This is a genomic window from Lentzea fradiae, assembly GCF_900100955.1.
GTDB lineage: Bacteria > Actinomycetota > Actinomycetes > Mycobacteriales > Pseudonocardiaceae > Lentzea > Lentzea fradiae.
This window is the reverse complement of record NZ_FNCC01000005.1, coordinates 348,003-367,706: the sequence shown is the minus strand read 5'-3', so window position 1 is coordinate 367,706 and position 19,704 is coordinate 348,003. Positions and strand designations below refer to the sequence as shown.

The following is a 19,704-nucleotide window of genomic DNA, read 5'->3' as shown; positions in this document are numbered from 1 at the left end:
GGTTTCACCTCTCGAACGGGAGTTACCGTGTGTGATCCGCGCACTACGCTGGACAGCACAGGGCTGCTACTCCGAACGTCGGCGATCCGGTCAAAGCTGTTACGTGTCAACGGAAGAAAGTGCTGGTGTTTCCGAAATTTTTATGGTTCCACCACGGACGGTCAGTCAGGATGTGTGGAGCGTGTCCGCCAGCGCCGAGACGACCTTGTCCTGTTCGGACTCCGTCAGCTCGTGGAACAGCGGCAGGATCACGGTCCTGGCCGTGAAGACCTCCGTCACCGGAAGCGGTGCGCTCGGGTGTCCGTCGTAGGCGGGCTCCAGGTGCGAGGCCATGATCCCGCGCCGCGCGCTGACACCGCGTTCGGCGAGTCCCGAAAGGACCTGGAGCTGGTCAGGGCCGTCCTCCGGCAGCCGGATCCAGAAGGACTGGTAGTTCGTCGTGCCGTACTCGGGATCGGTGACGGCGCTGACGCCGATGCCGTCCAGCAGCTCGTGGTAACGCGCGGCCAGCTCACGGCGACGGGCGATCACCGCGTCCATTCTGGACAGCTGCACGAGACCGACGGCGGCCTGGATGTCGGTCATCCGGTAGTTGAACGCCGTCTCCAGGTACTGCTCGATCACCGCCGACCCGCCGTGGTGGCGGTCCGCCGCGGAGACGCTCATCCCGTGCTCCCGCAGACGCTTGAGCCGAACGGCCCAGTCGGCGTCGTCCGTGGTGACCATGCCGCCCTCACCGGTGGTGAGGAGCTTGCGCGGGTGGAACGACCAGGCGGCCAGCAGCGCGCCCGCCCCGACCGGCTTGCCCTTGTAGGTGGAGCCGGACGCGCAGGCGGCGTCCTCGATGACCGCGATCCCGCGCGGTTCGCACAGCGCCTTGATGGCGTCGACGTCCGCGGGCACACCGGCCTGGTGCACGACCATGACCGCGCGGGTGCGATCGGTGAGGACCGGTTCCACGGTGGCCGCGGTCAGGTTGCCGGTCTCGGCCTCGATGTCGGCGAAGACCGGGGTCGCGCCGACGTAGCGGACCGAGTTGGCGGTGGCGATGAACGACAGCGACGGCACGACGACCTCGTCACCGGGACCGATGCCGAGGACGTGCACCGCGAGGTGCAGGCCGGTGGTGCAGGACGACACCGCGACGCCGTGCAGGGCGCCGACCGACGCGGCGAAGGACTCCTCGAACTCGCGGACGCGCGGGCCCTGGGCGACCCAGCCGGACCGCACGGCCTCGGCGGCCGCGAGTGCCTCTTCTTCGCCGAGGAACGGCCGCATAACCGGAATCACTGTTCAACCTCTTCGCTTCGCGGACGAACGTGCGTGCTGGGGATGGCGGTGCAGGTGCGGCCGCGACGCCGCCGATCTGGGGGAATCGGCGGCGTCGCGGCCGCGGTTCAGGGGTGGAGCGGCTCTTCGCCCGCCGACGTCAGGCGCCCTGCTCCGCGGCGGTCTTCTCGGCGGCGGTCTTCTCGGCGGCGGTCTTCTCGGCGGCGGTCTTCTCCGCGCGCCACCACGCGACGAGGTCGCGCAGCCCGCCGTCCATCTCGATCTCGGGCTTCCACCCGAGCTCGGCGGCCGCGAGGCTGATGTCGGCGAGCCGGCGCGTCACGCCGTTCACCTTGCGCTCCCGGCCGTGTTCCAGCGGCAGGTTGGAGTCCATCGCGGCGAGCAGCGCGAGCGCGAGCTCCTTGAGCGAGGTCTCCTGCGAGGACGCGATGTTGTAGACCGTGTCCGTGACGGGCGCCTTGGCAGCGAGGATGTTCGCGCGGGCGATGTCGTGCACGTGCACGAAGTCCATCGTCTGCGCCCCGTCACCGAAGATCAGCGGTGACTTGCCGTCGGCGATGCGCTCCATCCAGCGGATGAGCACCTCGGTGTACAGGCCGTGGACGTCCATCCGCGGGCCGTACACGTTGAAGTAGCGCAACGCCACGTAGTCCAGGTCGTACATGGCCTTGAAGCTGCGCAACATGCCTTCGTTGAACGCCTTCGCGGCGCCGTAGAAGGTGTCGTTGTTGTACGGGTGGTGCCGTTCGTCGGTGGGGAACGACTCCGCGAGGCCGTAGATCGACGCCGACGACGACGCGACCACCTTCTTCACCCCGGCGGCAGCGGCGGCCTCCAGCACGGTGAACGTGCCGTCGACCAGGCATTCCAGCGCCAGGCGGGGTTCCTCCGCGCACTGCGTGATGCGGATAGCCGCGAGGTGGAAGACGAGGTCCACACCCTCGGTCAGCTCCCGCACCAGCGCCTTGTCGTTGATGTCGCCTTCGACGATCTTCACGACGCCGGACTCCAGTGCCGCGGCCAGGTTCTCCCGGCGGCCGCGCACGAAGTTGTCCAGCACCACGACCTCGGCGGCGCCGGCCGCGACCAGCTGGTCCACCACCGCGGAGCCGATCGTGCCGGCGCCACCGGTGACGAGAGCACGCTGCCCGGTGATCGGCTGCGCGAGCTCCTTCTGGGCGGTCATGAGGAAACCCTGCTTTCGACTTGTTGAACGGGAACGAACGAGCCGCCGGAGCGCAACGACTCCGACGCGGCCTCCAGCACCGCCAGCACGCGCAGACCCGCGCGGCCGTCGGTGAGCGGGGGGCGCTTCTCCGTGATCGCGGCGGCGAACTCGGCCATCATCGTGCGCAGCGCCTCGCGTTCGACCAGCGCCGGCGCCACCATGTCGCCGGTGCGGTAGGAGATCTTCTGCTGCTCCACCGACCGGTCCACGCCCCGGTCGTAAATGGACAGTCGCTGCGCCGGGTTGTTGTCGTCCCACACCACCGTGCGCTGCGAGCCGCCGATGACCATCGTGCGGATCTTGGTCGGCGACAGCCAGTTGACGTGCACGTGCGTGATGGCGCCGTTCGACAGGCGGACCGTGAGGTGGCCGACGCAGGCGACGCCCGCGCCGATCGGGTCGGAGCCGTGGGCGGCGACCTCCACCGGGCGCACGTCGTCGGGCAGGATCGCCTCGAAGATCGAGAGGTCGTGCGGGGCGAGGTCCCACAGCACGTCCACGTCCGGCTGCACCAGCCCGAGGTTGATGCGCACCGAGTCGATGTACTGGATGTCGCCGATCTCGCCGCCCCGGATGATCTGGCGCAGGTGCTGCACGGCCGAGGTGTAGGCGAACGTGTGGTCCAGCATCAGCGTGAGGCCGCGCTGGTCGGCGGTCTCGACGAGCTTGAGGCCGTCCTCGAAGTTGGCCGCGAGCGGCTTCTCCACCAGGACGTGCTTGCCCGCCTCCAGCGCCGCCAGCGCGACGGGCAGGTGCGTGGCCGCCGGGGTCGCGATGGCGACCGCGTGGACCTCGGGGTCGGCGAGCACCTCGTCCAGCGACGCCGTGGCGCGCACCGTCGAGTACTCCCCCAGCACGCGGCGGGCCTTGGCGAGGTCGAGGTCGCACAGGTACCGCAGCCGCAGCGACGGCGTGGCCTGGGCGTTGCGGACGAGGTTCGGGCCCCAGTACCCGGCGCCGATGACAGCGATTCCAACCACAGGTGAGGTCCCCATCAGTAAGCCCCCTGCCCGCCGAAGACGGCGCGGAAGGTCTTCCACATGATCACGAGGTCGAGCGCGAGCGACCAGTCCTCGACGTAGCGCAGGTCGAGCCGCACCGACTCCTCCCACGACAGGTCGCTGCGCCCGCTCACCTGCCACAGGCCGGTCAGCCCCGGCTTCACGAGCAGCCGGCGGCGCACGTCGGAGGAGTACCTCGCGGTCTCCTCCGGCAGCGGCGGGCGCGGTCCGACGAGCGACATGCTGCCCGCGAGGACGTTGAACAGCTGGGGCAGCTCGTCGATCGAGTACCGGCGCAGGAAGGAGCCGACCTTGGTGATGCGCGGGTCCTTCTTCACCTTGAACAGCAGGCCGTGCCCCTCGTTGGCCTCGGCCAGCCGGGCGCGCAGCGCGTCGGCGTTGGTGACCATCGTGCGGAACTTGATGATCGTGAACGGCGCGCCGCCCTTGCCGACCCGTTTCTGGCGGTAGAAGACGGGGCCGCGGCTGTCGATCATCACGAAGGCGGCGACGGCGAACATCAGCGGGGCCAGCAGGAGCAGCAGGAGGAAGGCGCCGACGCGGTCCACGGCCTCCTTGACCAGGCGGCGGAACCCGCTCAGGGCCGGTTCGCTCACGCGCAGCAGCGGCATGCCGAGCACGGCGCTCATGTGCAGGCGCGGGCCGGCGACCTCCATGAGGCCGGGCGAGACGACCATCTCGGCTCCGGAGCCTTCGAGGGCCCAGGCGAGCTGCTGGAGACGGCGAGGTGTCCAGTAGGCGTCGGGGGTGACGGCGACGATGCGGTAGCCGCCGCGGCGGACGTGCTCGGCGAGCTCGCGCAGCTGGCCGACGACGGGCACGTCCTCGACCACGGTGCCTTCACGGCCGCGGCCGTCGATGGTGCAGACGGCGTCCACGCGCCAGCCCAGGTGGGCGAGGCGGCGGGTGCGGTGGATGAGGTCCTCGACCGTCTCCAGGTTGCCCGCGGCGAGGACGGAGAGCAGGAAGCGCCCTTCACTGCGGCCGCGGTGCAGCGGGCGGCGAAGGAGGTAGCGCATGGGGAACGCGACCAGGGCGATCGCGGGGACTACGACGAAGACCCACAAGCGGGCGCCGGGGATGTCGACGGCGAGCGCTCCGAGACCGAGCGCCACGACGGCACCGAACAAACCCCGGCCGAGTCTTCGGAACTCCTCCGCGCCCTGCCCGAGGACGGCCGGAGTCCACACGCGGTTGATCGCGAGCGACGCGACCACGAGAACCACTGTGAGTACGTCCAGCAGCACGAGGGAAAGCGGCCCGAAGGCCGCGTGACGCATGCTCATGACCGCACCGGTGGCGATGACCACCAGCACCACGGTCAGCACGTCGGCCGTGATCACGGCGTAGCGGTAACGGCTCTCCCAGCGGGCGACGGGAGGGTGCGTAGGTCTGTGTGCGGTCAGCGGATTGAGCGTGGAGCGCGTCCCGTCGACATCACGGGCCGCGCGGACCTGCTCACTCATCGTTCTGATCTCCCCGGCTCAGCGGCGATTTCGGACATGCACATACGCAGGTCACCCCGAAGACCTTTGGATTTCCGATCTCCGGCAGGGCGACAGAAGGGCTCGGCCACCGGAGCTCGCAACCGGTGATTCGCCCCGTCCGGCACCGGTGTTACACGACGGCGAAAAAAGTTTGCCCTCGGTGCGAATAGTGGACGTGACTCCCGTCTCACCCACCGGGAAACGGTGGCGCACAAGACGAATCCTCATGTCCACAAGGGACATAAAAGGGGTCTATGGCTCGCGCGAAATAGCGCAGGAGAGCCCGCCGGGCACTAGGCCGAACGTCTGCAAAATTGCATGTTCTTGCGGCTGAACGGAGTAATGAGCTACGGCCGGACGGAAATGCGGACCTCGTCGGTTCCGACCACCACGACGTCGCCCGCGCGCAGCTGTGCGCCGCGGCGCAGCTCGACAGCGCCGTTGACGTGGACTTCCCCGTCCTCGATCAGCTCCTTGGCGTGCGCGCCGTCCTCGGCGAACGCCGCCAGCTTGAGGAACTGCCCTAGCCTGATCGGCTCTTCGGAGATCTCCACCGTCCGCATGAGCGCATCATCTCAGTAGGGGGCACCCCACCGCGCGCTCGGGGGCGTTCCCCACCGCGTTCGGGTGACGGAGCAGCCACGCTGAGGTGCATGAGAACTTCTTGGGGGTACACCGCCTGGCTGGCGGTGTCGGGACTCGTCTGCGCGGGCATCACGGCCTTCGCCGCGAGCGCGTACGTCACACTGGACATGGACCAGGCAAGACCGCCGCTGCACGGACCGGTGCACTACGGGCTCCTGGTCGCGCACATCTTCACCGGAACGGTCGCGGTCCTCACGGGTGTATCGCAGTTCTGGCCGGGTCTGCGCGCGAAACACCCGCGCGTGCACCGGGTCATGGGCCGCGTCTACTTCGCCGCCGTTCTGCCGTCGTCGGTGCTCGGCCTGGTCTGCGCGCAGCTCGCCCTCGCCGGACTGGCGTCGGCCGGGCCGTTGAGCGTGCTCTCGGTGCTGTGGTTCGTCAGCGCCGTGCAGGGGTTGCGGACCGCCCGGCGGCGCCGGTTCGCCGCGCACCGCGTCTGGATGATCCGCGGGTTCGCGCTGACGGGCGCCGCCGTGACCGGCCGGCTGTGGGGCCTGCTGCTCGGCGGCCTGCTGCCCGAAGCGGACGGGCTGATGGTCTTCGTCACCGCGAACTGGCTGTCGTTCGTGGTGAACCTGCTGGTCGCCGAGTGGTGGATCCAGTCGCGGGGCTACACCCGCACCTTGCCCTCCGCCGCGCTGAGCCCGAGCATCTCGAGCAGGTCAGCGCAGTCGAGCGCGTCCGTGGCGTGACAGGCCACGGTACGGGCGGCCTTGCTGTTCTGGATCTCGCTGTGCTCCTTCTCCAGAGCCTTGGCCTCGGCAAACGTGCCGGTTTCCGGCTCGGCGATCGCGGGACGCGCCCAAGTCATGTCGTGCCTGCTTCCGCATCGGGGGATGAGGCCATCATGACAACGGGACCACCGAAACACCAGAACTTGTGCTTTCCGTAATCAGCCGTCCACACAGCGTGCAATCGCCGAAAGCGTTTTCCTGGCGCCGAGTTGATCATTCGGCGCCAGGATTTCGCTTTACCTGCCGTACCGCAGCACGGACTCCACTTCGGTCACAAATGCGACGAGCCGTTCGTCGTCCACGTCGTCCGGCGTGGGACCGTCCACCGCGAGACGTTGCAGCGCGACGGACGTGGTCGCGCTCTCCCGTGCCAGGCGGCGGAATCCGAACGTGGCCTCGTAGAGCGCCATCGCGGTGCCCAGCGCGGCCAGGGTCGTGGCGGCGAAGCCCCACATCGCCCTGCGCGGCCCGTCGGCCATCCCCACCGCGGCGGCAGCGGCGGCGGCGATGAAGCAGGCCGCGGACACCGCGACCGTCCACGTGCGAGCGGAGGAGTAGCGCTTGCGGCCGCGTTCGAAGTGCTCGAGCCGGTCCTGGAAGCGGTGGCGCAGGTAGGCGTCGACGAACTGGGCCTGGCGCTGCTTGTCGCTCATGTCCTGACCACCTCGTGCTTGCGGTCGCTGACCGCGGCCTCCAGGTCCGCCACCTTGTCCTGACGTTCCTCCTCGGTGCCCGGCGGCGGGGACGCGAGGTGCGCGAAGTACAACGCCCGCAAGCGTTCCGCGCGGTAGCGGGCGGCGAGGTACTTGTCGAGCGACTCCCGCTTGCGCGCCACGATCGTGATGGCGGCCGCGAACGCACCACCGGCCACGACCAGGACACCGGGCCACGGCGTGTCCTTGAGCCACGTCTGCAGAGCGGCGAACACTGTCGTGGTGAGCCCGCCCGCGATGGCCAGCACGGCCATCAGCCGGTAGCGGTTCTGCTCCACGTCGGCCTGCGCGTCGAGCTCGTGGAACGCGGGCGCCACGACCTGGTTGGCGTCGTGGATCGCGTCGGCGAGCAACGGGTAGGCCACGACGAAACCGGGGTCCACGAGCGGGCGCGGTTCCGGCGCCCGGTACCGCAGGCGCGGCCAGATCCTCGGTGGACGGACGGGCTTCTCCTTGCCCAGCAACCGTTCCAGCGCGGTGACCGCCTTGCCGGCACCCTCGTCGACGTGGACGACGAAGATCCTGCCGCTGCGCACGAGCACCGCCAGGTCGCCGGTGAGGTCACCCGTCGCGATGCGGTCCGCGAGTCCCCCCGTCCCGGCGAGCACCAGCAACGGGTTGTCGCCGCTGAGGTGGTCGACGACCTCCTTCTCGTTCTCGCCTCCGATGACGAGAGCGACCACCGGCTTCTTGTGCCGGACGGCGTCGATCGTGCGGAACAGCACCGGTGTCGCGTCCGTCCACTCCGAACCGGGGACGATGACGGCGACGCTGTGGTGGGGCTCCAGCGCGACCTGGCCGTTGGTGGAGGTCTCGGTGAGGTCGTGCACCTTGCTGCTCGGCGCGACACCGACGACGACGGGCCAGCGTTGCTCGCACGCCTGCAAAGCCATGCCCAGCAAGTGGACAACGCCTCTGTCGGTGCCTTCGGTGACGAACACGGCGCCGTTGCGCGCCGCCGTCACGACCACGGATCTGAGCACGGGCAACAACTTCGCCGCGAGATCCGTCTCGATGTCCTGTGTGGAGCCGAAGACCGAGATCACCGCCCGGCCCCTGGGCAACCCGAGGGCCTTGGGTTTGATGTCGGCGTCCGGCTCGGACAGCCGTTTGACTGTCGGGCCGCCTGCTGTGGGCATGCCGCGCACGATAACGCCGTGATCGTCGGAGGAGAAGAGGCCGTTAGACGCCATCCTCCTCGTCGAGCGGGACCTCCTGGTGCTGCTCGTACGCGTCGGCCTCGTTCGCCTCCAGCGGCGCGGCGCCGGACGGCTCCGCGGGCTCCGGGACGACCTCCTGCCGCTGCTCCTGGACGTCGGCGTCGGGTGCTTCAGGGTTCATGTCGTGCGGTTTCCCTCCCGCACGCCCTTCCACACCTGCCGGACCAGCTCGCCGAGGTCGCTCAGGTCGTCCACCACCGCCCCGGCGCCCGCCTCGCGGAGCTCGCCGGGCGTGTTGCGGCCGGTGGCCACCGCGACCACCCGCACCCCCGCGTTCAGAGCCGCGCGGACGTCGTGCGGGGTGTCCCCCACCAGCACGACCTCGTCGGCGCCGAACGGGCGCAGGTGCCGGGCGCGGTCGCGGGCGAGCGTCACGAGCCCCGCGCGGTCCAGGTGCTCGTCGCCGAACGCGCTCACGTCCCAGTCGACGAGGTGCGCCAGCCCGACGGCCTCCAGCTTGAGCAGCGCGACGCTGCGCAGGTTCGCGGTCAGCACACCCTGGTGCACCCGCGGGTCGGCCGCGAAGTGCTCCAGCGCCCGCAGCGCGCCGGGCAGCACGGTGGCGTGGTCGGGCAGCTCGTGGCGGCGGCTGTGGAACGAGCCGGCGAGCGCGTCGGCGAGCAGCCGCGACGACTCGTCGGTGTGCTCGATGCCGTGCTCGCGCAAGATCTCGGCGATGACGTCCAGCTCGGTGCGTCCGCCCAGGTCGACGGGGCCGCTCAGCTCCCTGCCGAACGCGTCCCGGAACGCCAGCCGGTACATCCGGTGGCCGAAGCCGCGCGCCGTGATCAGCGTGTTGTCGATGTCCCACAGCACCAGCAGTTCAGGCCCGGTCACCGGACCACCACCCCTCCACGCGTAAAATTCCTGCTCATGACCTCGATCGACCCCGCAGAGCTGGAAGTCTGCCTGCGCGTGCTTGCCCAGGTCGAGGACCTGCCCGCGGAGCACGAGGACGCGGTGCGCGTCCGCCGGGCCACCGCGAAGATCTTCAAGGCCGCGAAGAAGTTCCGGAAGTCCGAGCGCAAGGCCGCCATCGTGGCCAACGACCGGGCGGTGACGGCGCTGACCGCCACCGGCTCGCCCGACCGCATCGACGACGAGACGCAGGGCCTGCCGCTCGTGTCGAACGCGCAGGGCGCCACCGCCGGCACGCTGATGCGCGCGCGTTCCTGCTACACGTGCCGCACGCGGTTCGTCGAGGTGGACGCCTTCTACCACAACCTGTGCCCGTCCTGCGCCGCGTTCAACCACGCCAAGCGCGACGCCCGCACGGACCTGACCGGCCGCAACGCGCTGCTGACCGGTGGCAGGGCGAAGATCGGCATGTACATCGCGCTGCGCCTGCTGCGTGACGGCGCGCACACCACGATCACCACCCGCTTCCCCAAGGACGCCGCCCGCCGGTTCGCCTCGATGCCCGACGCGGCCGACTGGATCGACCGGCTCAAGATCGTCGGCATCGACCTGCGTGACCCGTCGCAGGTGCTGGCGCTCGCCGACGAGGTCGCCGCCCACGGCCCGCTCGACGTGCTGATCAACAACGCCGCGCAGACCGTCCGCCGCTCCCCCGGCGCCTACGCGCCGCTGGCCGCCGCCGAGCACGAGGCGCTGACCGGCGACGCCCGCCGCCCCGAGCTGATCTCGTTCGGCGGCCACGGCCAGCTCGCCCTGCCGGGCACCGCCGTCCCGGAGGCGCATTCCGTCACGACGCTCGCGCTGATGGCCGGGTCGAAGGACATCGACGCGGGCGGCCTGGTGCCCGACACCGCGGACACGAACTCGTGGGTGCAGAACGTCGACGAGGTCGACCCGGTGGAGCTGCTGGAAGTGCAGCTGTGCAACTCGACGGCGCCGTTCCTGCTGATCTCGCGGCTGCGCCCGGCGATGGCCAAGTCGTCGCACCGCCGCAAGTACGTGGTGAACGTGTCCGCGATGGAGGGCCAGTTCTCCCGCGCCTACAAGGGTTCCGGCCACCCGCACACGAACATGGCCAAGGCCGCGCTGAACATGCTGACCCGCACCAGTGCCGAGGAGATGCTGCACAGCGACGGCATCCTGATGACCGCCGTCGACACCGGCTGGATCACCGACGAGCGCCCGCACCCGTTGAAGATGCGCCTGGCCGACGAGGGCTTCCACGCCCCGCTCGACCTGGTCGACGGCGCGGCACGGGTGTACGACCCGATCGTGCGCGGCGAGGCCGGTGAGGACGTGTACGGCTGCTTCCTGAAGGACTACGCCCCCGCCGCCTGGTGACCCCTGGCCGGCGCCCTCCGCTGACCGCCGTCCTTCAGGGGAACGCGGGGGCCCTGCGTTCCCCTGAAGGAAACGTAGGGCCCCCGCGTTCCCCGGCAGAGCTGGTGACGCACGCGTCCGGGGTACCCGTCGGACGCACCCGAACGAGCCGTTTCGTCACTGAGCAGGTCTATTTGAACACCTGTTCGAGTACTCATTTGTCATGAGGACTGTGTGGCGGGGAGCACTTCGGTTCGGGATGACGACGATGACGGTCCGGCTGGTCTCGGCCGCGACCGAACACCGCAGCAGGATGCACCTGGTGCACCGCGAGGACAGCGGGCGCGTGCGGCACCAGCAGGTGTGCGGCGAATGCTCGCTGCGCCTGACACCTGACGACATAGGGCGCGGCTACGAGCTCGAAGACGGGCGCATCGTGCAGATAGACCCCGGCGACCTGCCGGCGCCGGAGGACGGCGTGATCGACGTCCAGCAGTTCGCGCCGCAGGGCGACCTGGACCCGGTGGCGCTGCACCGGCCGTACTACGTCGAGCCGGACGACCTGGCGGTCAGGTCGTACGTGCTGCTGCGCGAGACCCTCGAACGGACGAAAGCCGCGGCGATCGTGAAGTTCGCGCTGCGCGGACGCGAGACGCTCGCCGCCATCCGCCCACAGCATGGTGTTCTCGTCCTGCACACGCTTCTCTGGCCCGATGAGGTCCGTGAGCCGCACTTCGCGTTCCTGCACCGGGACACCGAGGTGCGGACCGGGGAGCTGGCCGCCGCGGCGGCCCTCGTGCGGGCGCAGACGCGTCCGTTCAAGCCGCGCGACTACCCGGACACGCACCACGAGGCGTTGCTGCACCTCGTGGAGGCGAACGTCTGAGGACCTCGCCGCCGGGCCGTGCGGGGCCTGGCGGTACGGGTGGACGACCCGCGTCCCGGGGATGGACGCGGGTCGTCCGCCCGTGCCGCCAGGAGTCGCGGTGCGGGGCTCTCCGCCGGTCTTGCGGCATGATCGTGGTGCCGGGTGAGTTGCCGCCACCGCGTTCGAATGGGGAACCGTGAACGACCAGCGCACCACTGCCTTCCACTGGGCGGCCCTGACCGCGATGTGCGTGCAGGCGGTGGCCGCGTGGGTGAGCCGGCCCGCCACCGAGATGAACCAGGGGCACTACCTGCTCATCGCCCTGACGGCGCTGGTCGCGCTCGCGGTCAACGCCGGCACCGTCGGCCTGCTGGGATGGCAGATCTCGAAGAAGCGGGGTCCCGACGGGGCGACGGCGGCGGCCGTCCTGCCTTCCCTGGCGTGGCACGGCTTCGCGTTGCTCGTGGGCACCGGTGTCCTGAGCCGGGAGCTGCTCTTCTGGGTGAACGTGGTGCCGGAGTCCGCGTTCAACGTCGCCTACCACGCGGTGCTGGGTACCGTATTCGCGATCGTTCTCGTCGTCTCGCTCCTGCGCCGGCGAGCCGGGGTGCCGCGGCGGGCCGTGGTCGAGGGAGCACTCGCCTCTCGCGGGTGACGCGCCTCCCGGTTCCGCCGGACCGGCGCACTACCATCGGTCCCCATGCTCGTCAGCCCGTCCGACCTCGTCGACCTGCTCGAATGCGAGCACCGCAGCCACCTGGCGCGTGCGGAACGGCGGGGCGACCCGGCTGAGCTGCGCCGACGGGCCGCGCGGACCGCCGAGGAGATGCGGGCGGGCAAGGACCTCGTCGAGGACGCCGTGTTCTTCGACGGCACGTTCCACTGCTCGGCGCGGACGCTCGTCCGCACGCCGGAGGGCTATGAGCCGTGCGACGAGGCCGGTGAGGCGACTCCGCTGGCCGTGCTGTCGCTGGTGGCGGCGGCGCAGGCGCTGGGGGCCGAGCGGGCACATCTGATCGTGGACGGGCGGCGCACCGCGTTCCGCGTCGCCGACTTCGCGCCGTTGCTCGGGCGGTTGAAGAACCGCCTCGCGACGCCCGGCCCCGCGCCGGAGCGGTCGTGGGGTGAGGTGCGGGCGGCGTGCACGGGGTGCCGGTTCGCCCGTCATTGCGCTTCCGGTCGCGAGGAGGCGCGGGACCTGTCGCTGGTGGCCGGGTTGCGGGCGGACCAGCGACGGAAGCTGGTTTCGGTCGGCATTGAAACCATCGACGCGCTTGCGGAGACCGAGGAGCGGCCCGCCACGCTCTCCCCCGCCAGCTTCGCGGCGCTCGCGGCGCAGGCGCGGTTGCAGGTGCGGCAGGAACGCACGGGCGTGACCAGCTACGAGGTCGTCGCGCCGGAAGCGCTGGCGGTGCTGCCGGAGCCCGCCGAGGACGACGTGTTCCTGGAGGTCGACGGCGACACGTTCCGGACGCCGGGCTGGCAAGGGACGTTCGCGGAGTTCGTCGAACGGACGCCCACCGGCACGGTCTACCACTTCACGCCGCACGACCTCACCGGCCGGGCGGCGCGCAGTGCCACCAAGGAGTCCGAAGTGGACGAATTGGTGCGGCGGTGCGTCGACCTCGGCGCGTTGACGCGGCGGGCGCTTCGGGTGTCGACGCGGGAGTACACGCTGCAGGCGTTGAAACCGTTGCTGGACGACGAGAACCCCACGCGCGGCATTCGCGACCTGCTGGTGCGGGTCAAGCACGAGCACGAGGTCGAGACGGCGCCGCCGCCGGAGCGGGACGAGGCCGCGCTGGAGAAGGCGGCCGAGCGGGCGCGGCGGATGGCGGCGCTCACCGAGCCGTTGCTGGCGGAGGGGCACACGCTGTTCGCGGCGACGGTCGGGTACCACCGGCGGGAGGCCAGCCCCGCGTGGGGCGACTTCTTCCGGCAGGCGAGCGCGCCGATCTCGGACCTGGAGACCGACTCGAACTGCGCGGTGCCGATCACGCTCAGGGCCGAGGACTGGGTGCCGCCCAAGGGACGGGTCCGCACGCACAAGCGCGAGGTGAAGGCGCGGATCGACCCGGAGCGGCCCCACCCGTTCGGCAAGGACGAGCAGGTGCGGCTGCTCTACCCCGGCGGCGTCACGCGCCCGGCCGTGGTGGCCGACGACAACCCGTACGAGCTGGTGGTGACCGAGAGCGCGGCGCAGGAGCACGGCGACCTGCCGCTCGCGGTGCTGCCGGGCAGCCCGGTGCCCGCGTCGCCGAAGGACGAGGCCGTCGCGGAGCTGGCCGAACAGGCCGTGCACCTGCTGCCGCTGCTGCCCCGCAACCCCGGCATCGACCTGCTGCTGCGCACCCCGCCCGCGCAGCCGCTGCCGCAGCACCCCGACGTGGTGCAGGCCGTGATCAAGGCGGTCGACCAGCTCGACGGCGGCACGCTCGCGGTGCAGGGGCCGCCCGGCGCGGGCAAGACGTACCTCGCGACCAAGCTCGTGAAGCACCTGATCGACCAGGGCCAGACGGTCGCGGTGACGTCCACGTCGCACAAGGCCGTGGAGAACGTGCTGTCGTCGGTCGACCCGGACATCCCGATGGCCAAGCGCCACAAGGGGAAGAAGCCCGAGGAGGGCGTGCCGTGGGACCAGCCGAAGGACAACGGCGCGCTGGCCCGCTGGCGTGAGGAGCACCCGCAGGGACACCTGGTCGGCGGCACGGCGTGGACCTTCTCCAACGCCGTGATCAAGGCGCAGCCGTTCGACGTGATGATCATCGACGAGGCCGGTCAGTTCGCGCTCGCCGACGCCGTGGCGGTGGCGACCGCGGCGCGCAACCTCGTCCTGCTGGGCGACCCGCAGCAGCTGCCCCAGGTCGTCCAGGGCGTCCACCCACCGGGATCGGACGCATCCGCCCTGGGCCATTTGCTGGGCGACGCGGACGTCATTCCGGAGCATCTCGGCTATTTCCTGGCCGAGACCAGAAGAATGCACCCGGCCGTCTGCGAACCTGTTTCGAAACTTTCTTACGCCGGATTGCTCCGTTCGCACGAGTCCGCGTCCGAACGGAGTATCGCGGGCATCGAGCCGGGCATCTACCTGCGGGAAGTCGATCACCGCCACAACATCACGTCGTCCACAGAGGAGGCCGACGCGGTCGTGGACACCGTGCGGCGGCTAGTCGGTCGCACGTGGACGGACAACGGCAGCTCACGGGAGCTCACCGACGCGGACGTGCTGGTGGTGGCCCCGTACAACCTCCAGGTGCGGGTCATCCGCAGAAAGCTCGCCGAGGCGGGGTTCGAGAACACCCGCGTGGGCACTGTGGACCGCTTCCAGGGCCAGGAGGCACCCGCGGTCGTCATGTCCATGACGTCGTCGTCCACCGTGGACCTGCCGCGTGGCCTGGACTTTCTTTTGTCACGAAACAGAATCAACGTGGCGCTCTCGCGCGCCCAGGTGCTCGCCGTGATGATCTGCTCGCCCCGCCTGCTGGACGCCGACGCGCGCGGAGTCGAGCAGATGCGCTTGGTAGCGGGGGTCATCGGATTAACAGAAAACATGCCGCGCTATCCGTGGTGACACCGCAACGTTGCCATACGGTGACCTTTCGAGCGCTATGGATTGCTAGCGTGACGCGATTCACCCGGTCGGGTGATTTAGTAGTTCATTGTGTTTGAACCGCCAACGCACCAATGCAGAGCAGGAGTTTCCATGGCAAGCAGAGTTCTCGGCGCGTTCGCGGTGGCGGCGACCGCGACCCTCGCTTCGCTGGCGCTGGCCACCCCGGCCAGCGCGCACACCCCGGTGTCGTCAGCGGAGTGCGTCAAGGACAAGGCTGTGCTGAAGGTCAAGCTGACCCAGTACGCGGGCGGCAACAAGAACACCGTGCTGATCAAGGACGGTGACACGGTTCTGGCCGACGAGAAGTTCGGCCAGAACTGGGGTGTTCAGGTCGGCAACAAGCTGGAGCCGAAGACGTTCGAAGCGGACGGCACCGTCGGGCACACGTTCACCATCAAGGTGACCGCGTCCGACGGCAAGCAGTACAACTACGAGAAGACCCACACGACCCCGCCGTGCGTCAAGCCGACCACGACGACCACCACGAAGCCGGTGGAGACGACCACCACGACCCCGCCGGTCGAGACGACGACCCCGCCGGTCGAGACCACCACGGTCTCGGAGTCGACGGCGCCGAGCACCTCGGTTTCGGAGGAGCCCTCGTCCTCCGAGGCTCCGTCGACCACCCCGGCCCCCGCGCCGGGTGGCAGCACCCCGGACGAGCCGCTCGCGTCCACCGGTGCCGCCCCGATGGTGATGCTGCTGTCGGGCGTCGGCCTCGTGGGTGCCGGTGCCGGCACCCTGCTGTTCCTGCGCCGCCGCCGTTCGGCGTGAGCTAGCTGAGTGAAGGGACGGGGGCGGCCGAGGAGGCCGCCCCCGTTCTGCTTGCTAGAGAGCCAAGGCGTCGGACGGGCCTTCGCCGTCCCCGATGAACCACTCCGTGCCGAACGCGAGCGCGAACGTCTCCTCGTCGAGCGACAGGAAGAACGAGTCCTCGGTGATCTGCGAGGCGTGGGCGCGCATCGCCTTGCGCTTCACGTCCAGGTACTTCCGGACGTCGACACCGACGTTGATCTCGGACTCCGGCACGCCGTCGTCGAAGACGTCCGGCACTTCCATCCCCGCACGCCGGTGCGCCTCGATGATCTCCGACCTGCGCGCCATCGCCTGGTAGACCTTCGAGGTCCCGGCGATCTCCGCCGCCCGCCTGCCGACGCGGTGCACCTGGATGTGGTCGGGGTGGCCGTAGCCGCCGAAGCTGTCGTAGATCGTGAGCACGTCGGCGTTCTCCTCGGTGAGGATCGCCGCGAGCCGGCGTGCCGCCTCCTCGGCGTCGGCCGTCCAGAACGAACCGGGCGCGTCGTTGAGGTCGTCGCCCATCATCCCGGAGTCGCGGTAGCCCAGGAACTCCACGCGGGCCGCGCCGAGCAGCTCGGCTGACGCGTGCGTCTCGGCGACCCGGCGTCGCGGCAGGTCCTCGCCGGGCTCCAGGAAGTCCGGGACGAGGCCCGCCTCGCCGCGGGTCGCGACGACGAGCACGACCCGGTGTCCCTCTTCGAACGCCTTGCGCATCACGCCACCGGTCAGGATGCACTCGTCGTCCGGATGCGCGTGGAACGTCACCAAAGTCGCCATGATCGCGACGGTACCCGCGGAACGTGAACGGGCGGCGCCTCCACTGGACTGGGGAGGAGGCGCCGCCCACGGCGAACCCGCGGAGCTATCGCAGGGTCAGGTTCCAGGAGTCGACGTACCCGGTGTCACCGGAGTAGACGTCCTGGACCCGCAGCTTCCACGTGCCCGCCGCGACCTCGGACGAGGCGTTGACCGTGTAGGTCGCCACCACGTTGTCCGCACTGTCCGAAGAGGACGAGTTCTTCAGCCGGTAGGCGGTGCCGTCCGGCGCGACCAGGTCGATCACCAGGTCGCCGCGGTAGGTGTGGACGATGTTCACACCCACCTTGGTCGCCGAGGAGGCGTTGCCGGACAAGGTCGAGGTGATCGAGGACGTGACGGCGGCGCCGCGGTCCGGGATCGCCACGTCCGTCGTGTTCTCCAAGCCGGTCGACGGCGCCGAGTCCACTGCCGCGACGGTCTTCGCCGCGTCGGCGAGACCCGCGCCGCAGCCGCCGGAGCAGGTGCCGGGCAGCGCGCGGGCGTTGATCTTGATCAGGTCCTTCACCTGGGCCGGGGTCAGGGAGGGCTTCTTCGCGATCAGCAGCGCCGCGAGGCCCGCGATGTGCGGTGCCGCCATCGACGTGCCCTGGTACGGCTGGTAGTTCTCCGCTCCGGGGGTGGTGGCGCCCGCGTTCAGCGTCGACCAGATGCCGTTCTGCGGCGTGGTGATCGTGCCGGGGGTGTCGGTGCCGCGGCGGGTCTCGCCGCCGGGTGCCGCGATGTCGATGCGGGTGCCGTAGTTCGAGTAGAACGCCTTGTTGCCCTCACGGGACGACGCCGCGACGGTGATGACGCCGTTGCAGTTGGCCGGGGTGAAGTTCGCGACGTTCAGGTTCGAGTTGCCGGCCGCGACGACGACCGTGGTGCCGCGGTTGACCGCGCCGTTGATGGCGTTCTGGTAGGTCGTCGAGCAGGACGACTGGCCGCCCAGCGACATGTTGATGACCTTGGCGGGCGTGGCGTTGGCGGGGACGCCGCTGACCGTGCCGCCAGAGGCCCAGGTGATCGCGTCGGCGATGTCGGAGGTGGCGCCACCGCACTTCGCCAGCACGCGCAACGGCTGGATCTTGGCGTCGTAGGCGATGCCCGCGATGCCCTTGCCGTTGTTGGTGGCGGCGGCGATCGTGCCGGCCACGTGCGTGCCGTGCCACGACGACGACTGGTCGGAGGCGGGCACCGGGTTGCCCTGGGCGTCGACGCCGCACTCACCGCGCGCCACCCAGTCGCCTTCGTCGGCAGGGTTGGCGTCACGGCCGTTGTTGTCGCGGGCACGGGCCGAGTCGGACACGAAGTCGTAGCCCGCCACGACCTTGGAGGCCAGGTCGCTGTGGGCGACGTAGCCGGTGTCGATCACGGCGACGGTCACGCCCGCGCCGGTGCTGCTGTTCCACGCGCCGGGCACGTTCATGCCCGCGGTGGCCTCGAACAGGTCCCACTGGCGGGAGTACTCGGTGTCGTTCGGGTCGGCGAACGGCTGCATGAGCAGGTCCGGCTCGACGTAGGCGACATCGGGGTCGTTCTTGAACGCCTGGATCGCCGCGTCGGCATTGGCGGTCTTCACGCCGAGGTTCACGACGACGGCGCCGCCGGACATGCGGCGGTGCAGGGACTTGCCCTTGCTGCGCACGTCGTCCGAGGCAGCGGAGTCGGACATCGCTTCGGCGGTGCCGGGCTTGTAGCCGACGATCAGCCGTTCGAACGGGCGGGCCGCCTGGGCCGGGCCGGGCTGAGTCGAGTCGGGCTGGGCCTGGGGCTGGGCGGGAGCCGCCCCGGCGGGGGTGACGATGCTGAGCACGGCGGCGGACACCGCCGCGGCGCACAGGCTCGTGCGTCGCAATCCGGTCACGTGAGGTCCTTCCACGCAGGGCCTCCGCGTGCCGTTGAGGGCGTCAGGGTTCTGAACCGGCTGCGGAGGTGACGAGGACCGTAAGTCGGGCCACACCCGCGAAGACAGGTCTCGCGGAGACCGATTGGCGACAGTGGCGTGTTCACGACACCCCGGTTGCCCCGAATGGAGCAGAATGGCGCCGTGTTCGGACATCTGGGCGTCTCGCCGGAGCTGACGGCGGTCTACGAGCTCCTCGTCACCGGCGGCAGCCGCACCACCGACGAGATCGGCGTCTCCGGCGCCCAGCTGCAACGGCTGCGGGAGCTCGGCGTGGTCCGGCACCTGCCCGGCGACGTGTGGCAGGCCGTCGCCCCCGACCTCGCGGTCGAGGCGGTGATCGCGGCACGCGAGGAGGAGCACCGCCGGGCGCGGGCGGACGTCGGCCCGTTGATGGAGCTGTACCTGCGCAACCGCGACGAGGAGCTGGCGGACAACGCGTTCGTCGAGGTGGTGTCCGGCCGGGACGCCGTGCTCGACCTGTGGCGGACGCTGCTGCGCGGTGCGCGGGAGGAGGTCCGCGTGCTCGACCAGCCGCCCTACCTCTCGCCGCAGGAGGAGCACGCCGTGCTGGAGGACTCGACGCGGCAGCGCGACGTGCGGTGGCGCGTCGTCTACGACCGGTCCGCCGTGGACCTGCCCGGCCGCGTCACCGAGATCATCGAGCTGGTCGCGGCCGGCGAACGGGCGCGCGTCACGCCGACGCTGCCGTTCAAGCTGGCCGTCGTCGACACGCACGCCGCCGTGCTGCCGGTCGTCAACGGCGACGTGATCGACAAGGTGCTGCTGGTCCGCCCGTCGCCGTTGCTGGACGTGCTGCGCTCGACGTTCGAGCTGTACTGGGACAAGGGGATCCCGTTCAGCCCCGGCGGGATCTACGCGGCCGAGTCCGGTGTGGACCCGAACCTGCTCGGCCTGCTCGCGGCCGGGCTGACCGACGAGTCGATCGCGCGGCAGCTCGGGCTGGCACCGCGGACCGTGCAGCGGCGGGTGCGGCAGCTGATGGACAGGTGCGGCGCGCAGACCCGGTTCCAGGCAGGGGTGCAGGCGATGCGCCGCGGCTGGCTGTGAGGCGGGAACCGTGGACGGCACCGCACATCGGCCATCTCAAGACGGCTGACAACCTTTTGATCATCGCCGGCCT

18 protein-coding genes are annotated in these 19,704 nt (G+C 70.3%); 7 read left to right on the top strand and 11 right to left on the bottom strand.

The genetic code is table 11. From position 1 onward, the window contains the following. Nucleotides 1–165: 165 nt before the first annotated feature. The 5 genes from BLT23_RS13870 to BLT23_RS13850 all read right to left on the bottom strand — a co-directional run bounded on the left by BLT23_RS13870 (nt 166) and on the right by BLT23_RS13850 (nt 5,590). A complete protein-coding gene (locus BLT23_RS13870) occupies nt 166–1,290 on the bottom strand; it encodes a DegT/DnrJ/EryC1/StrS family aminotransferase (protein WP_245743938.1) in 1,125 nt (374 codons plus the stop codon). A 139-nt stretch (nt 1,291–1,429) separates the two neighbouring features. After that, the gene (locus BLT23_RS13865; RefSeq protein WP_090049138.1) at nt 1,430–2,476 is read right to left on the bottom strand and encodes an NAD-dependent epimerase/dehydratase family protein; all 1,047 of its coding nucleotides are present in this window, start codon (nt 2,474–2,476) and stop codon (nt 1,430–1,432) included. After that, nucleotides 2,473–3,498, bottom strand: coding sequence for a Gfo/Idh/MocA family protein (locus BLT23_RS13860; protein ID WP_245743937.1), 1,026 nt, complete (start codon nt 3,496–3,498; stop codon nt 2,473–2,475). The genes BLT23_RS13865 and BLT23_RS13860 overlap by 4 nt, the downstream gene beginning before the upstream one ends. Before the next feature lie 14 nt (nt 3,499–3,512). Then, entirely contained in the window at nt 3,513–5,006 is a 1,494-nt protein-coding gene (locus BLT23_RS13855; protein ID WP_090049134.1) for a sugar transferase, read from the bottom strand. Nucleotides 5,007–5,374: 368 nt separating this feature from the next. Next, complete coding sequence (locus BLT23_RS13850) at nt 5,375–5,590, bottom strand: RNA-binding S4 domain-containing protein (RefSeq protein WP_090049132.1); 216 nt, start codon at nt 5,588–5,590, stop codon at nt 5,375–5,377. A 90-nt stretch (nt 5,591–5,680) separates the two neighbouring features. On the opposite strand from BLT23_RS13850, the gene BLT23_RS13845 reads away from it, so the two are divergent. Beyond that, a complete protein-coding gene (locus BLT23_RS13845; RefSeq protein ID WP_090049130.1) occupies nt 5,681–6,364 on the top strand; it encodes a DUF2306 domain-containing protein in 684 nt (227 codons plus the stop codon). A gap of 278 nt (nt 6,365–6,642) precedes the next feature. Here BLT23_RS13845 and BLT23_RS13835 read toward each other — a convergent pair whose 3' ends face one another. Genes BLT23_RS13835 through BLT23_RS13825 form a run of 4 tightly spaced genes read right to left on the bottom strand, consistent with a single transcriptional unit; the run spans nt 6,643 to nt 9,176 of the window. Next, nucleotides 6,643–7,059: an SLATT domain-containing protein gene (locus BLT23_RS13835; RefSeq protein WP_090049126.1), complete on the bottom strand. Its 417-nt coding sequence runs from the start codon at nt 7,057–7,059 to the stop codon at nt 6,643–6,645. Then, complete coding sequence (locus BLT23_RS13830; RefSeq protein ID WP_090049124.1) at nt 7,056–8,258, bottom strand: hypothetical protein; 1,203 nt, start codon at nt 8,256–8,258, stop codon at nt 7,056–7,058. The genes BLT23_RS13835 and BLT23_RS13830 overlap by 4 nt, the downstream gene beginning before the upstream one ends. Nucleotides 8,259–8,301: 43 nt before the next feature. Beyond that, entirely contained in the window at nt 8,302–8,460 is a 159-nt protein-coding gene (locus BLT23_RS40700) for a hypothetical protein (protein WP_176946736.1), read from the bottom strand. Next, nucleotides 8,457–9,176, bottom strand: coding sequence for an HAD family hydrolase (locus tag BLT23_RS13825; RefSeq protein WP_090049123.1), 720 nt, complete (start codon nt 9,174–9,176; stop codon nt 8,457–8,459). Before BLT23_RS13825 ends, BLT23_RS40700 begins: the two co-directional genes overlap by 4 nt. A 36-nt stretch (nt 9,177–9,212) precedes the next feature. Here BLT23_RS13825 and BLT23_RS13820 point away from each other — a divergent pair, with 36 nt between their 5' ends. The 5 genes from BLT23_RS13820 to BLT23_RS13800 all read left to right on the top strand — a co-directional run bounded on the left by BLT23_RS13820 (nt 9,213) and on the right by BLT23_RS13800 (nt 15,832). Next, nucleotides 9,213–10,598, top strand: a complete 1,386-nt coding sequence (locus BLT23_RS13820; protein ID WP_090049120.1) for an SDR family oxidoreductase — start codon at nt 9,213–9,215, stop codon at nt 10,596–10,598. A gap of 202 nt (nt 10,599–10,800) precedes the next feature. Then, complete coding sequence (gene ku / locus BLT23_RS13815) at nt 10,801–11,463, top strand: non-homologous end joining protein Ku (protein ID WP_090049118.1); 663 nt, start codon at nt 10,801–10,803, stop codon at nt 11,461–11,463. A gap of 178 nt (nt 11,464–11,641) precedes the next feature. After that, a complete protein-coding gene (locus BLT23_RS13810) occupies nt 11,642–12,100 on the top strand; it encodes a hypothetical protein (protein ID WP_090049116.1) in 459 nt (152 codons plus the stop codon). A gap of 45 nt (nt 12,101–12,145) precedes the next feature. Next, entirely contained in the window at nt 12,146–15,016 is a 2,871-nt protein-coding gene (locus tag BLT23_RS13805) for a bifunctional RecB family nuclease/DEAD/DEAH box helicase (protein ID WP_090049114.1), read from the top strand. Between the two features lie 132 nt (nt 15,017–15,148). After that, nucleotides 15,149–15,832 carry a hypothetical protein gene (locus BLT23_RS13800; RefSeq protein ID WP_090049112.1) on the top strand — a complete coding sequence of 228 codons (684 nt, stop codon included), beginning with the start codon at nt 15,149–15,151 and terminating at the stop codon, nt 15,830–15,832. 54 nt (nt 15,833–15,886) lie between these two features. Here BLT23_RS13800 and BLT23_RS13795 read toward each other — a convergent pair whose 3' ends face one another. Together BLT23_RS13795 and BLT23_RS13790 are read right to left on the bottom strand one after the other, a co-directional pair. Next, nucleotides 15,887–16,633 carry a PIG-L family deacetylase gene (locus BLT23_RS13795; RefSeq protein WP_090049110.1) on the bottom strand — a complete coding sequence of 249 codons (747 nt, stop codon included), beginning with the start codon at nt 16,631–16,633 and terminating at the stop codon, nt 15,887–15,889. Nucleotides 16,634–16,718: 85 nt separating this feature from the next. After that, the gene (locus tag BLT23_RS13790) at nt 16,719–18,521 is read right to left on the bottom strand and encodes a S8 family peptidase (protein ID WP_218133739.1); all 1,803 of its coding nucleotides are present in this window, start codon (nt 18,519–18,521) and stop codon (nt 16,719–16,721) included. 183 nt (nt 18,522–18,704) lie between these two features. On the opposite strand from BLT23_RS13790, the gene BLT23_RS13785 reads away from it, so the two are divergent. Beyond that, nucleotides 18,705–19,631 carry a LuxR C-terminal-related transcriptional regulator gene (locus BLT23_RS13785; RefSeq protein ID WP_176946735.1) on the top strand — a complete coding sequence of 309 codons (927 nt, stop codon included), beginning with the start codon at nt 18,705–18,707 and terminating at the stop codon, nt 19,629–19,631. Nucleotides 19,632–19,704: the final 73 nt, after the last annotated feature.

What these genes read in the sequence shown, in the direction of transcription:
- BLT23_RS13865 (WP_090049138.1), bottom strand. Translation starts at nt 2,476, where the DNA reads ATGACCGCCCAGAAGGAGCTCGCGCAGCCGATCACCGGGCAGCGTGCT.
- BLT23_RS13855 (WP_090049134.1), bottom strand. Translation starts at nt 5,006, where the DNA reads ATGAGTGAGCAGGTCCGCGCGGCCCGTGATGTCGACGGGACGCGCTCC.
- BLT23_RS13850 (WP_090049132.1), bottom strand. Translation starts at nt 5,590, where the DNA reads ATGCGGACGGTGGAGATCTCCGAAGAGCCGATCAGGCTAGGGCAGTTC.
- BLT23_RS13845 (WP_090049130.1), top strand. Translation starts at nt 5,681, where the DNA reads ATGAGAACTTCTTGGGGGTACACCGCCTGGCTGGCGGTGTCGGGACTC.
- BLT23_RS13835 (WP_090049126.1), bottom strand. Translation starts at nt 7,059, where the DNA reads ATGAGCGACAAGCAGCGCCAGGCCCAGTTCGTCGACGCCTACCTGCGC.
- BLT23_RS13830 (WP_090049124.1), bottom strand. Translation starts at nt 8,258, where the DNA reads ATGCCCACAGCAGGCGGCCCGACAGTCAAACGGCTGTCCGAGCCGGAC.
- BLT23_RS40700 (WP_176946736.1), bottom strand. Translation starts at nt 8,460, where the DNA reads ATGAACCCTGAAGCACCCGACGCCGACGTCCAGGAGCAGCGGCAGGAG.
- BLT23_RS13820 (WP_090049120.1), top strand. Translation starts at nt 9,213, where the DNA reads ATGACCTCGATCGACCCCGCAGAGCTGGAAGTCTGCCTGCGCGTGCTT.
- ku (WP_090049118.1), top strand. Translation starts at nt 10,801, where the DNA reads ATGAGGACTGTGTGGCGGGGAGCACTTCGGTTCGGGATGACGACGATG.
- BLT23_RS13805 (WP_090049114.1), top strand. Translation starts at nt 12,146, where the DNA reads ATGCTCGTCAGCCCGTCCGACCTCGTCGACCTGCTCGAATGCGAGCAC.
- BLT23_RS13800 (WP_090049112.1), top strand. Translation starts at nt 15,149, where the DNA reads ATGGCAAGCAGAGTTCTCGGCGCGTTCGCGGTGGCGGCGACCGCGACC.
- BLT23_RS13795 (WP_090049110.1), bottom strand. Translation starts at nt 16,633, where the DNA reads ATGGCGACTTTGGTGACGTTCCACGCGCATCCGGACGACGAGTGCATC.